This window comes from Methylobacterium sp. D48H (assembly GCF_053345715.1).
The window spans coordinates 101043-112652 of the sequence record NZ_JBKFAP010000004.1 but is presented as its reverse complement, the minus strand read 5'-3'; the positions used below and the strand labels follow the sequence as shown (position 1 = coordinate 112652).

General features: G+C 73.8%; 13 protein-coding genes. 9 read left to right on the top strand and 4 right to left on the bottom strand.

The window, feature by feature from the left end; all coding sequences use genetic code 11:
• Positions 1 to 34: 34 nt before the first annotated feature.
• From ACLBX8_RS10900 to ACLBX8_RS10890, 3 genes are all read left to right on the top strand, one after another.
• Positions 35 to 2074, top strand: a complete 2040-nt coding sequence (locus ACLBX8_RS10900) for a YgiQ family radical SAM protein (RefSeq protein WP_100251719.1) — start codon at positions 35 to 37, stop codon at positions 2072 to 2074.
• A gap of 104 nt (positions 2075 to 2178) precedes the next feature.
• On the top strand, positions 2179 to 2523 hold the full coding sequence (locus ACLBX8_RS10895; RefSeq protein ID WP_447699302.1) for a hypothetical protein: 345 nt from the start codon (positions 2179 to 2181) through the stop codon (positions 2521 to 2523).
• Positions 2520 to 3815, top strand: coding sequence for a hydantoinase/carbamoylase family amidase (locus ACLBX8_RS10890; protein WP_447715091.1), 1296 nt, complete (start codon positions 2520 to 2522; stop codon positions 3813 to 3815). The genes ACLBX8_RS10895 and ACLBX8_RS10890 overlap by 4 nt, the downstream gene beginning before the upstream one ends.
• On the opposite strand, the gene ACLBX8_RS10885 is transcribed toward ACLBX8_RS10890, so the two are convergent.
• Entirely contained in the window at positions 3790 to 4482 is a 693-nt protein-coding gene (locus tag ACLBX8_RS10885) for a winged helix-turn-helix transcriptional regulator (RefSeq protein WP_447715090.1), read from the bottom strand. The two genes, ACLBX8_RS10890 and ACLBX8_RS10885, sit on opposite strands and share 26 nt — an antisense overlap.
• Before the next feature lie 99 nt (positions 4483 to 4581).
• Between ACLBX8_RS10885 and ACLBX8_RS10880 the strand changes: the two genes are divergently transcribed.
• From ACLBX8_RS10880 to ACLBX8_RS10860, 5 genes are all read left to right on the top strand, one after another.
• Positions 4582 to 5373: a VOC family protein gene (locus tag ACLBX8_RS10880; protein WP_447699305.1), complete on the top strand. Its 792-nt coding sequence runs from the start codon at positions 4582 to 4584 to the stop codon at positions 5371 to 5373.
• Positions 5374 to 5386: 13 nt separating this feature from the next.
• Entirely contained in the window at positions 5387 to 5887 is a 501-nt protein-coding gene (locus ACLBX8_RS10875) for a VOC family protein (protein ID WP_447699306.1), read from the top strand.
• Positions 5880 to 6545 carry a dihydrofolate reductase family protein gene (locus tag ACLBX8_RS10870; protein WP_100251714.1) on the top strand — a complete coding sequence of 222 codons (666 nt, stop codon included), beginning with the start codon at positions 5880 to 5882 and terminating at the stop codon, positions 6543 to 6545. The genes ACLBX8_RS10875 and ACLBX8_RS10870 overlap by 8 nt, the downstream gene beginning before the upstream one ends.
• A gap of 278 nt (positions 6546 to 6823) precedes the next feature.
• Complete coding sequence (locus ACLBX8_RS10865) at positions 6824 to 7360, top strand: glyoxalase superfamily protein (RefSeq protein ID WP_447699307.1); 537 nt, start codon at positions 6824 to 6826, stop codon at positions 7358 to 7360.
• Positions 7361 to 7412: 52 nt separating this feature from the next.
• A complete protein-coding gene (locus ACLBX8_RS10860; RefSeq protein WP_447699308.1) occupies positions 7413 to 7751 on the top strand; it encodes an MmcQ/YjbR family DNA-binding protein in 339 nt (112 codons plus the stop codon).
• Positions 7752 to 7800: 49 nt separating this feature from the next.
• On the opposite strand, the gene ACLBX8_RS10855 is transcribed toward ACLBX8_RS10860, so the two are convergent.
• The 3 genes from ACLBX8_RS10855 to ACLBX8_RS10845 all read right to left on the bottom strand — a co-directional run bounded on the left by ACLBX8_RS10855 (position 7801) and on the right by ACLBX8_RS10845 (position 9986).
• A complete protein-coding gene (locus ACLBX8_RS10855) occupies positions 7801 to 8280 on the bottom strand; it encodes a YidB family protein (RefSeq protein WP_447699309.1) in 480 nt (159 codons plus the stop codon).
• Positions 8281 to 8406: 126 nt separating this feature from the next.
• Positions 8407 to 8796 carry a nuclear transport factor 2 family protein gene (locus tag ACLBX8_RS10850; protein ID WP_447699310.1) on the bottom strand — a complete coding sequence of 130 codons (390 nt, stop codon included), beginning with the start codon at positions 8794 to 8796 and terminating at the stop codon, positions 8407 to 8409.
• Positions 8797 to 8969: 173 nt separating this feature from the next.
• A complete protein-coding gene (locus ACLBX8_RS10845) occupies positions 8970 to 9986 on the bottom strand; it encodes an LLM class flavin-dependent oxidoreductase (RefSeq protein ID WP_447715089.1) in 1017 nt (338 codons plus the stop codon).
• 261 nt (positions 9987 to 10247) lie between these two features.
• Between ACLBX8_RS10845 and ACLBX8_RS10840 the strand changes: the two genes are divergently transcribed.
• Positions 10248 to 11534 carry a hydantoinase/carbamoylase family amidase gene (locus tag ACLBX8_RS10840; protein WP_447715088.1) on the top strand — a complete coding sequence of 429 codons (1287 nt, stop codon included), beginning with the start codon at positions 10248 to 10250 and terminating at the stop codon, positions 11532 to 11534.
• Positions 11535 to 11610 lie beyond the last annotated feature (76 nt).

The window sequence follows — 11610 nt, the reverse complement described above, 5'->3', positions numbered from 1 at the left end:
AGATCGCGGCCCCGGAGGCCTATGCAGGGACACCATGGAACTCCAAGCGTCCACCGCCCGTCCCCTGGCGCCCCCCGTCCGCACGCCGTCGCCGCGCGGGCCCGCTGCGCCGTTCCTGCCCATGAGCCGCGCCGAGATGGCGGCCCTGGGATGGGAGTCCTGCGACATCGTGCTGGTGACGGGCGACGCCTACGTGGACCATCCGAGCTTCGGCATGGCCATCATCGGCCGGCTGCTCGAGTCGCAGGGCTTCCGGGTCGGCATCATCGCCCAGCCCGACTGGCACTCGGCGGAGCCGTTCAAGGCGCTCGGCAAGCCGAACCTGTTCTTCGGCGTCACCGGCGGCAACCTCGATTCGATGGTGAACCGCTACACGGCGGACCGGCGGTTGCGCCACGACGACGCCTACACGGCCGGCGGCGAGGGCGGCCGGCGCCCGGACCGCTGCACCATCGTCTACACGCAGCGCTGCCGCGAGGCCTTCAAGGACGTCCCGGTCGTGCTCGGCGGCATCGAGGCATCGCTGCGCCGGATCGCGCACTACGATTACTGGTCCGACAAGGTGCGCCGCTCGATCCTCGCGGACGCCAAGGCGGACCTGCTGATCTACGGCAACGCCGAGCGCGCCGTGGTCGAGGTGGCGAACCGCCTCGCGGCCGGCGAGGCGCCGCACCAGCTCGACGCGATCCGGGGCGTCGCCCTGTTCCGCCGCGTGCCTGCCCACTACACCGAGCTGCCCGCCGACGACCTCGACTCGACGGACGAGGCCGCCACCCGCCGGCCCGGCGAGACCGTGATCCGGCTGCCCGCCTACGACGAGGTCAAGGACGACAAGGAGGCCTACGCCCGCGCCTCGCGCGTGCTGCACCGGGAGGCCAATCCCGGCAACGCGCGCCCCCTCGTCCAGCGCCACGGCGACCGCGACCTGTGGCTCAACCCGCCGCCGATCCCGCTGACCAGCGACGAGATGGACGCGGTCTACGACCTGCCCTACGCCCGCGCCCCGCACCCGTCCTACGGCGACGCGAAGATCCCCGCCTGGGACATGATCAAGTTCTCGGTGACGATCATGCGCGGCTGCTTCGGCGGCTGCACCTTCTGCTCGATCACCGAGCACGAGGGCCGCGTCATCCAGAACCGCTCGGAGGGCTCGATCCTGCGCGAGATCGAGCGGATCCGCGACAAGACCCCGGGCTTCACGGGCGTGATCTCGGATGTCGGCGGGCCGACGGCGAACATGTACCGGATGGCCTGCAAGGACCCGAAGATCGAGGCGGCGTGCCGGCTGCCCTCCTGCGTCTTCCCGGACGTCTGCCCGAACCTGAACACCTCGCACGACGACCTGATCCGGCTCTACCGCAAGGTCCGCGAGGTGAAGGGCGTCAAGAAGGTGATGGTCGCCTCGGGCGTGCGCTACGACCTCGCGGTGAAGAGCCCCGAATACATCAAGGAGCTCGTCACCCACCACGTCGGCGGGCGCCTGAAGATCGCGCCCGAGCACACCGAGCGCGGCCCCCTCGACAAGATGATGAAGCCGGGGATCGGCACCTACGACCGGTTCAAGGAGATGTTCGACGCCGCCGCCAAGGAGGCGGGTAAGAAGTACTACCTGATCCCGTACTTCATCGCGGCGCATCCGGGCACGACCGACGAGGACATGATGCACCTCGCGCTCTGGCTCAAGAAGAACAACTACCGCGCCGACCAAGTCCAGACGTTCCTGCCCTCGCCGATGGCGACCGCAACCGCGATGTACCACACCGAGATCAACACGCTGCGGGGCGTGAAACGCGGCGGCAGCGAGTCGGTCGAGGCGATCAAGGGCCTGCGCCAGCGCCGGCTGCACAAGGCGTTCCTGCGCTACCACGACCCCGAGAACTGGCCCCTGCTGCGCGAGGCGCTGCGGGAGATGGGCCGCGCCGACCTCATCGGGCCGCGGCCGGACCAGCTGGTGCCGTTCTCGCAGCCGCCGGGGACCGGCGCCGGTGCGGGCCGGACGGGCGGCCAGCCGCGACCCCGCTACACGGGCGGCGGCCAGCGCTTCACCACGAAGGGCGTGCCGCTGCGCAAGTGACGGTTCGTGACGGGTTCGGCGCGCCGTAACGAATTGATACGCGCCGGCCATATTGCCGCGCGGCCGGCCGGTCAGCCTCACCGGCGATCGACACGGAGGTCGCGATGGCTGTCGCCTGCCCTGTTCTGACGCCCGAAGAGCGCGAGGCGTCCGAGATCCTGGACGCCGCGCAGCGCGCGATGATGGAGACGGTGCAGGCGGCGGTGGCGGAGGCCGCCGCGCGGGTGCGCCAGCAGAACCTCGATGCCGGCCTCGACCTCGCCCCGCCGCCCCGGGCCTATTTCGAGTCCGTGGTGCACCAGCGGATGTACCTGACGCTCTGCGGGGCGGCGGTCGGCACGTTCGCGGGCGGCGACGCCAGGACGGCGATCGGCCTCATCCGGAATCAGCAGCTGATCGCCAACCGCTACTGGGGGGCCGGGATCGCGGTGACGCCGAGGGCGCCGTGACGGCGGCGCCCGAGAGCGCCGCCGGGATCGTCCTCGCGCGCGTCGACCGGCTCGCCGGGATCAGCGCCTACCCGTGGACCCTGACGCGGCGCGTCTTCAGCCCGCAGCAGGCCGAGGCCGAGGCGCTCGTCCTCGGCTGGATGGCGGAGGCCGGCCTGTCGGCCCGGCGCGATCCCGCCGGCAACCTCGTCGGCCGGATTGAGGGCGCGGTTCCGGGCGGCCCGGCCGTCGTCGTCGGGGGCCACGTCGACACGCGCGAGGATGCCGGCCGCTACGACGGGACGCTCGGCGTGCTGATCGGCATCGCCGCCGTCGAGCGCCTGATCCGGCACGGACCGCCGCCGCGCCACGCGGTCGAGGTCGTCGCCTTCGTCGCGGACGCGGCCAGCCGGTTCGGTCCCCGGCAGCTCGGCAGCCGGGCCGTGGTCGGGCGGCTCGCCCCGGACGCGCTGGACTGGGACGACGCCTACGGCGTCACCCTGCGTCGCGCCCTGGAGGCGCACGGGCTCGACCCGGCGCACCTCGCGAGCGCGCGCCGGGCCTCGGACGCGATCCTGGCCTATCTCGAGGTCGCCGCCGAGGCCGGCCCCGTGCTGGAGCGATCGGGAGCGCCGGTCGGGATCGTGCCGGCCCTGTCGGAATCGACGATGCTCCGGGTCACGCTGACAGGCGCCGCCGTCGATGCGGCGGCGAACCCGATGCCGGGCCGGCGGGACGCCCTCGCCGGGGCGGCCGAATGCGTCCTCGTCGCCGAGCGCGTCGGCCTGGCGCGGGAGGGGGTCACCGTGACGGTCATGCGCCTCGACGTCGCGCCGGTGCCGACCTTCGTGGTCGCGGGGTCGGCGACACTGGGCGTCCGCGTCGATTCCGCCGACGACGGCGCGCGGCGCGCGGCCGTGGCGGAACTCGCCGCGGCCCTCGAGGCGGTCGCGGCGCGGCGCTGGCTGGGGATCACCGTCGAGCGCAGCGTCGATCCCGATGCCACCCGGTGCGATCCCGGTCTGGTCCGCCTGTTCGAGGAGGCCGTCGAGGCCGCGGGACACCGCGCCGTGCGGCTGGCGCAGGGCGTGACCACCGACGCGTCCCACATGGCCCTGCTCGGACCGATCGGCCTCGCGCTGATCCGCTGTCGGGGCGGCGTCGGCTGGGGGGCGGCGGGGACCGTCGACCCGGCCGACGTCGCGGTCGGCCTCGACGTGCTCGCCGGCGTTGTCGGCGCGCTCGCGGGCGGCGCGCCCTCCCCGCGCGAGCCGCGGGACGGGCACCTCAGCCCGCCTTGGCCGGCAGGGTGAAGAGGTCGATGAAGGACCGCGCCAGGTCGGCGGGGCCCGCGACGGCGAGCGTCCCGCCGGCGCCGTCCCGGTCCAGTGGCGCCTTGCCGTAGACCGTGCGGCGCATCGCCATCGTGTCGCCGGTGAAGGCGAGGTCGGGCGCCTCGGCGACGCCCCGCCGCACGTGGATCCCGCCGCCGGCCACCGTCGCGACGAAGTCCTCGCCGGGGAAGTGGAAAGCGACCGTCGCCGACAGCGCCGACGCCCGCCCGCGGTCGACCAGGGCCTCGAGCGACATCATGGCCGACGCCCCCGACATGAACAGGCTCGGATCGTGCCGCGGCGAGCGGGCGGCCCAGCGGCCCAGATCGCGCATCAGCGGCGCGGCCTCGCGGCCCCAGTCGGTGAGATCGTAGACCTGCACGTTGGCCGGCGACGGCAGCCGGTAGCGCAGGGCGATGCCCGCCGCTCCCAGGCTCTCCAGCCGCTGCGTCAGCACGTTCGCGCTGATCCCCGGGAGGTTCGCCCGGATCTCGCCGAAGCGCCGGGGGCCGTAGACCAGCTCGCGCATGATCAGCAGCGACCAGCGCTCGCCGATGAACTCCAGCGCGAGGGCCGTGCCGCAGGCGTCGTCGTACAGGCGCTCGCGGGGCCGGGATGAACGCGCGGTTATTATTTCTGACTGCATGGTTGCTTTGTGTAACCGAGAATGCGAGCCTGGGCAAAGCGGGGCCGGAGGGGGCGCCGCGCGGCGGCCGCAGCGCCGATTGTCACGGAGGAGCGCCCGATGCCACCCGCCGAGGGGACACCCATCTGGTTCGAGCTGAACGCGTCCGACCCGGACGCCGCGCAGGCCTTCTACGAGGCGGTCGCGGGCTGGCGCGTCGCGCCGTCGCCGATGCCCGAGCACGGCGGCTACCGGATCGCGGAGGCCGACGGGGCGCCCGTGGCCGGGATCCGGCGGCCGATGCCCGAGGCCCCCGGCCTCCCCGGCTGGGTGGTCTACCTCGCGACCTCGGACGTCGACGCCCTGGCTTCCCGCGCGGTCGATCTCGGCGGCGCGGTCCGGTTCGGGCCCGTCGACATCCCCCATGTCGGCCGCTTCGCCATGGTGAGCGACCCGCAGGGCGTGATCTTCGCCGCGATGGATCCGGCCCGTCCCGGCGCGAGCCGGGCCTTCGGGCCGGTGCCGCTCGTGACGGAGCGGACGCGCGGCCACGGCGTCTGGATCGAACTCGCCACCCCCGATCCCGCGGCGGCCCTCGCCTTCTACGGGGCGCTGTTCGGCTGGGAGAAGCTCGGTGCCATGCCGATGGGCGACTTGGGCGAGTACGCCTTCATCGGGCGGGGCGACCTGCGCCCCGGCGCGGTGATGTCGAGCGCGGCCACCGGCGCGCCGGCCCGCTGGAACTGGTACATCCACGTCGCCGACATCGACGCCGCGCTCGCGACCGTCCGGGCGGCGGGCGGCACGGTCCTCCAGGGGCCCGACCCGATCCCCGGCGGCAGCTACGCGGCCAACATCGCCGATCCGGCGGGCCACCAGCTCGGCCTCGCCGGCCCGCGGCAAGCCACCTGAGGAGCGTCCGGCCATGACGAGCGACAAGCTGACGACCTGCCTGTGGTTCGACCGCGGCGAGGCCCGCAAGGCCGCGGACTTCTACGCCGCGACCTTCCCCGGCAGCCATGTCGGCGCGCCCATGAACGCCCCCTCGGATTTCCCCGGCGGGTCCGCGGGCGACGAACTCACGGTCGCGTTCACCGTCCTCGGCCGGCCATTCGTCGGCCTGAACGGCGGCCCGGCCTTCCGGGCCAACCAAGCGGTCAGCTTCATGGTGCTGACCGACGATCAGGCGGAGACCGACCGCTACTGGGACGCCGTCGTGGGCCACGGCGGCGCGGAGAGCGCATGCGGCTGGTGCACGGACCGCTGGGGCTTCTCCTGGCAGATCACGCCGCGCGCGCTCCTGCACGCCAACAGCCACCCCGACCGGGCCGCGGCCCGGCGCGCGTTCGAGGCCATGATGACCATGCGCAAGATCGACATCGCCCGGATCGAGGCTGCCCTCCGCGGGGACTCCGCCCATGCGTAAGATCACCGGCTCCCTCTTCCAGTCCCTCGATGGCGTGATCCAGGCACCGGGCGGTCCGGAGGAGGATCAGACCGGCTTCGCGCACGGCGGCTGGACTTTCCCGTACTTCGACGCGTCGCTCGCCGGGCCGATGGGCAAGCTGCTCGGCGGCGATTACGAGCTGCTGCTCGGCCGGCGCACCTACGAGATCTTCGCCGCCTACTGGCCGCACAACGCCGAGCAGCCGATCGGCGCGACCTTCAATGCGATCCGCAAGCATGTCGTCACCGGAAGCGACGCCGCGCTCGACTGGAACAACAGCCGGCGCCTCGCCGGCGACCCCGTCGCGGCGGTCACCCGCCTCAAGGAGAGCGAGGGCCCCGACCTCCTCATCCAGGGCAGCAGCAGGCTCTATCCGGCGCTGCTTCCGGCGGGCCTCATCGACCGGCTCGTCCTGATCACATTCCCGGTCATGCTCGGCCGCGGCAAGCGCTGGTACGCGGACGACCCGGCGGCGGCCCGCACCTGGACGCTGGTCGAGCAGAGCCACTCGCCGAAGGGCGTCCACGTCGCGGTGTTGGCGCGGGACGGGGCGGTCCAGACCGGCAGTTTCGCCAGCAAACCACCCAGCGCGGACGAGATCGCGCTCCGCGAGCGCCAGGCGGCGGGTCGCTGGTAGACCGCCGCCTGCGCCAGCGATCGGCTGGCCGCGCGCGGCACGGGGTCGTGACCCGTCGGAAGCCGGCAGGTCCCGTGTCAGCCCTCCCCTCCCTTCACCCCTCTTGGCGGCCGCGCCGCGGCCGGGGTAGCCTGCCGCCAGGCCGATGCGGCCTGCCGCTCGCCCCGGAACCGGGATGGTGAACGCATCGCGGACGACCCACCCCCACCGTGTCCCTGACCGGCGCCGGGTCGGCAACGCGGGCACCGACGGACCGACGCCGGCCTGGGGAGAGGACCATGACGACCGTCGATCAGGCCAAGACCATGGCCAAGCGGCTGCGCGCCGCGCTGGCAGCCCGCGACCTCGCCGTCCCGCACGCGGCCGCCCTCGAACTCGTCGCCGCCGGGCTGGGCTACGACGACTGGAACACCGCCTGCGCCGGCCTGGACCGGGTCGCGGATGACGGCCCCCGCTTCCTGGAGGCGGTGCCGGTTCTGCGCATCTTCGACGAGGCCAAGGCGCGCGCGTTCTACTGCGGCTTTCTCGGCTTCACGCCGGGGTTCGAGCACCGGTTCGAGCCGGGTCTGCCGCTCTACATGGAGGTCGCCCGCGCCGGATTGCGGCTGCACCTGACCGAGCACCACGGCGACGCCACCCCCGGCTCGACCGTGTTCGTGCCGATGCGCGGCATCCGGGCCTATCACCGGGCGCTCACCGACCAGCGCTACGGCTATGCCCGGCCCGGCATCGAGCAGGCGCCCTGGGGCGAGGTGCTGGAGGTGGCGGACCCGTTCGGGAACCGGTTGCGATTCTGCGAGCGCCGGACCGGGTGACCGGTCGGGCGGGCGGTCCGATCCGCCGCCGACCTAGGAGAGGAGGGCCGCGATGGGCGTCGATATCGCGCGCGTGAAGGCGCTCATCGCGACGTTGGAGGCGGTGACCTCCGCCCCCCACTTCCACAGGACGGCCTTCCGGACGCCGCGCAAGACCTTCGCGACGCTGGACGAGGTGGGCCACGACATCAACCTGATGTTCGACCCGGACCTGCGCGACTTCTTCTGCGAGCAGGTGCCGGCGGCTTTCAGCCCCGTTCCGGGTGGCTGGGGGCGGATGGGCGCGACGCGGTGCGACCTCGCGATCGTCGACGAGACGACCCTGATGTCGGCCCTGACGGCGGCCCATCGGCTCGCCGCGCCGAAGCCGCGCACGCCCCGACGACCGTGACGGTCCCGACCCCCCAAGGTCGGGCCGGGATCCGTCCGCCGGCCTGACCTCAGGCCGGGATCCGTCCGTCGGGCGTGTAGCGGTCGACGGCCCGGGGGAGCTCGCGGGACAGCCGGGAGAGCAGCTCATCGCGGGACAGTCCCGTCCGCTGGGTGAGAGCCGCGAGGACGTCGGGTCCGATCGCCTGTTCCAGGTGGTGCGGCGCGATTTCCTGGTTCGGTCCCGGGTTGACCCAGGACTGTGCGGCCGTCCCGTGACCGGCCTGCTGGAAACGGTCCAGCATCTCGCCGAGTCCGCTGTGCAGGAACCCGCCGGGAGCCTCGCCGCGCCGGTCGCCCAGGAGGCCGCCGAGGAGACCGCCCAGGCCGGCACCGGAGGCGCCGTTGGAGACGCCGGCCGGACCGCCGGGGCCCGCGGGCGCGGTCTGACCGGCGCCGCCCAGCAGCTCCGCGAGCCTGTCGCGGTTCTGGTAGCCTGCCAGGGCGAGGAGGCCCAGGAGCGCCGTCATCGAAGGGTAGCCATCACTCATGGTTCGTCTCCCGCTGCGGGCAGCGGGCCCGCGCCCGTTCGCCACGCGACGCCAACCAACGCGCACGGACCCGGTTGCGATGCGGGCGGCCCCGCCGAGGCCGGCGCGGCCGCATCGCGAACGGCTCTAGCCCGCCGCGGCACCGACGGGGTTGTCGACGCCGATCGGGTAGGTGCCGTGCCCCGCCCGCACGCGGCCATCCTCGAAGACGAGCACCTCGCTGACGCTCACACCCTTCTGGTTGCGATACTGGATCACCAGCGTGTCGATGCCCGCGAAGACCTGCTCCACCGCGAAGTGGAGGTCCGGGATCTGCCGCAGGGCCTCCGTCCAGTAGGCGCGCAGCGCATCCTTGCCCCGCACCGTTCCGCCCGAAGCGGGGACGATCCGCGCGGCACCCGGCGAGGTGAACACGGCGTCGTCGTGGAAATGGGCCAGCACCCGCTCGACATCGTGCGCGTTCCAGGCGGCGCACCACGCGTCGGCGAACGCGTTCCAGTCCAACGGGTGCGACATCCCGGTGATCCCCTTACAAGTGCCGGACTCGGGCGCGCCGGCACCGCGTGCCGGGCCGACGGGAGGCTACCGCACGCTCGCGGCGATGGGTAGGCCGGCGGGCCGGGCCCCGGGACAGGGCCGGCCGAGGGGCTGCATGCCCTCGGCGCCGGCGAACCCGGCCGGAGGTCGGCTCAGCGCCACCCGAGCGCGGGGGCCACGTGCGAGAGCAGGCTCTCGATGAGGTGGGCGTTGTAGGCGACGCCCAGCTGGTTCGGGACCGTCAGCAGCAGGGTGTCGGCCTCCGCGATCGCCGCGTCGGCGCGCAGCTCGTCGACCAGCCGGTCCGGCTCCGCGGCGTAGGAGCGGCCGAACACCGCGCGCATGTTGTCGATGATGCCGACCTGGTCGCTGCTCGTGCCGCGCCCGAAATAGGCGCGGTCGAGGTCGTTCACGAGCGCGAAGATCGAGCGCGAGACCGAGACCCGCGGCGCGCGGGCGTGTCCCGCATCCTGCCACGCCTGCCGGTAGCGGCGGATCTGCCTGGCCTGCTGGACGTGGAACGGCTCGCCGGTCTCGTCCGCCTTCAGGGTCGAGCTCTGCAGGTTCATGCCCTGCTGCGCCGCCCAGATCGCGGTCGCGTCGGAGGCCGATCCCCACCAGATGCGGTCCCGCAACCCCTCGGAATGCGGCTCCAGGCGCAGGAGTCCCGGCGGGTTGGCGAACATCGGCCGCGGGTTGGGCTCGGCGAACCCCGTTCCCTTCAGGAGGTCGAGGAAGACCTCGGTGTGCCGGCGCCCCATATCGGCGTCCGTCTCGCCCTCGGCCGGGGCGAAGCCGAAGTGCCGCCAGCCGTCGATGACCTGCTCGGGCGAGCCGCGGCTGAGCCCGAGCTGCAGGCGTCCGCCCGCGATGAGGTCCGCCGCGCCGGCATTCTCGACCATGGAGAACGGGTTCTCGTAGCGCATGTCGATGACGCCGGTGCCGATCTCGATGCGCTTCGTCCGGGCGCCGACCGCCGCCAGCAGCGGGAAGGGCGAGGCGAGCTGGCGCGCGAAATGGTGGACCCGGAAATACGCGCCGTCCGCCCCGAGCTCCTCCGCGGCGACCGCGAGGTCGATCGACTGGAGGAGTGTGTCGGCCGCACTGCGCGTCGCCGACCCGCCGGTCGGCGACCAGTGCCCGAAGGACAGGAACCCGATCGTCTTCATCTGCAGAACCTCCGCCCGCCTGCCGGGACCGGCGATAGCCGCCGGAATCCGGCCGGGCAACGATCCCGCGCCGCGGGGCTGACCCGCGGGGCTGACCCGCGCGGCTGGCCGCGCGCCCGGCGATCCGGCAGACTCGGTCCCGGTGACCGGTCCCGGTGACCGGGCTCGGTGACCGGGCCCGGTGATCCGGCGGGCCGGCACGAAAGTGGCAGGGGCACCGGCGGGCCCGTCCCGGGGACCGGCGCTCGGGGAAGCGTAGCGATGGACCGCGTGTCCGCCATCTCAGTAGCTGTGCGCGCGCAGCGCGGCCGGGTCGAGGCCCTGTTCGCGGAGTTGGCCCGGTGCGGCCGGACGGAGCCCGGGTTCACCCGGCCCTCCTACAGCCCGGAGGAGACCGCGGCGCACGCGGCGGTGGCGCGCTGCGCCTCCGATCTCGGCCTCGCGATCGCCCGGGACGCCGCCGCCAACACCGCCATGACGCTGCCGGGGCGGGACCGAACCCTGCCGCCGATCCTGATCGGCTCCCACCTCGACACCGTGGCCCAGGGCGGCAACTTCGACGGCGCCGTCGGCGTGGTGGCCGGGCTCGCCGCCGTCGCGGCCATCCGCCAACTCGGCCTGGAGCCGGAGCGGGACATCTCCGTCCTGGGCATCCGCGCCGAGGAGAGCGTCTGGTTCCAGGTCTCGTATATCGGGAGCCGCGCGGCGCTCGGAGCCCTGCCGGACGGGGCGCTCGACGCGGCCCGGATCGACACGGGCCTCAGCCTCGCCGACCACATCGCCCGGGAGGGTGGCGACCCGGACGCGCTCGCCCGCGGCCCGGCGGCCTTCGACGCAGCCGCGATCCACGCTTTCCTGGAGGTGCATATCGAGCAGGCGCCGAGCCTCGAGGAGGCCGGGATCCCGGTCGGACTGTGCACCGGGATCCCCGGCAACGTCCGCTATCCTGACGTCCGCATCGCCGGCCGCTACGACCATGTCGGGACGCCGCGCCGCTTCCGGCGCGACGCGGCCATGGCCGGGGCCGAGATCGCCCTGGCGCTGGACCGGGTCTGGGCGGAGCGCGAGGCGGCCGGGTGCGCGATGGCCGTCACCTTCGGCCGGTTCCACACCGACGCCGCGGCGCACGGCCTGACCACGGTCCCGGGCGAGTTCCGGTTCAGCCTCGACATGCGGGCCTACGCGGCCGCGGTGCTGGCGGAACTGGAGGCGGCGTTCCTGGCAGCGGTGGCGGAGGTGTCCGACCGCCGCGGCGTGACGGTGACGCTGGGTCCGCGCGCCGAGGCGGGCGTCGGCGCCGTCGCGCCGCGGATCCGCGACGGGTTCGCGGCGGCCGCGGACGCCCTCGGCATCGCGACGCGGCCCCTCGGCAGCCCGGCCTCCCACGACGCCGCCGCCTTCGCGAAGGCCGGCGTGCCGATGGCGATGCTGCTCGTGCGCAACGCCAACGGCAGCCACAATCCCCGCGAGGCCATGGCGATCGACGACCTGCTCGACGCGGTGGCGATCCTCACCGCGTGGCTCGTGGCGGAGACCTGCGGCGCCTGACCGGATGCGCGTCGACCGGCGAAGCGCTCGTCGGGTCCGCCGCCGCACCGACAGGTCCGAGGCTCCGCAGGACGTT

Bases quoted from the DNA above. Each gene is read 5' to 3' on its own strand.
- ACLBX8_RS10865 (WP_447699307.1), top strand. From the start codon at position 6,824: ATGACGACCGTCGATCAGGCCAAGACCATGGCCAAGCGGCTGCGCGCC.
- ACLBX8_RS10900 (WP_100251719.1), top strand. From the start codon at position 35: ATGGAACTCCAAGCGTCCACCGCCCGTCCCCTGGCGCCCCCCGTCCGC.
- ACLBX8_RS10875 (WP_447699306.1), top strand. From the start codon at position 5,387: ATGACGAGCGACAAGCTGACGACCTGCCTGTGGTTCGACCGCGGCGAG.
- ACLBX8_RS10860 (WP_447699308.1), top strand. From the start codon at position 7,413: ATGGGCGTCGATATCGCGCGCGTGAAGGCGCTCATCGCGACGTTGGAG.
- ACLBX8_RS10870 (WP_100251714.1), top strand. From the start codon at position 5,880: ATGCGTAAGATCACCGGCTCCCTCTTCCAGTCCCTCGATGGCGTGATC.
- ACLBX8_RS10885 (WP_447715090.1), bottom strand. From the start codon at position 4,482: ATGCAGTCAGAAATAATAACCGCGCGTTCATCCCGGCCCCGCGAGCGC.
- ACLBX8_RS10855 (WP_447699309.1), bottom strand. From the start codon at position 8,280: ATGAGTGATGGCTACCCTTCGATGACGGCGCTCCTGGGCCTCCTCGCC.
- ACLBX8_RS10845 (WP_447715089.1), bottom strand. From the start codon at position 9,986: ATGAAGACGATCGGGTTCCTGTCCTTCGGGCACTGGTCGCCGACCGGC.
- ACLBX8_RS10840 (WP_447715088.1), top strand. From the start codon at position 10,248: ATGGACCGCGTGTCCGCCATCTCAGTAGCTGTGCGCGCGCAGCGCGGC.
- ACLBX8_RS10895 (WP_447699302.1), top strand. From the start codon at position 2,179: ATGGCTGTCGCCTGCCCTGTTCTGACGCCCGAAGAGCGCGAGGCGTCC.
- ACLBX8_RS10880 (WP_447699305.1), top strand. From the start codon at position 4,582: ATGCCACCCGCCGAGGGGACACCCATCTGGTTCGAGCTGAACGCGTCC.
- ACLBX8_RS10850 (WP_447699310.1), bottom strand. From the start codon at position 8,796: ATGTCGCACCCGTTGGACTGGAACGCGTTCGCCGACGCGTGGTGCGCC.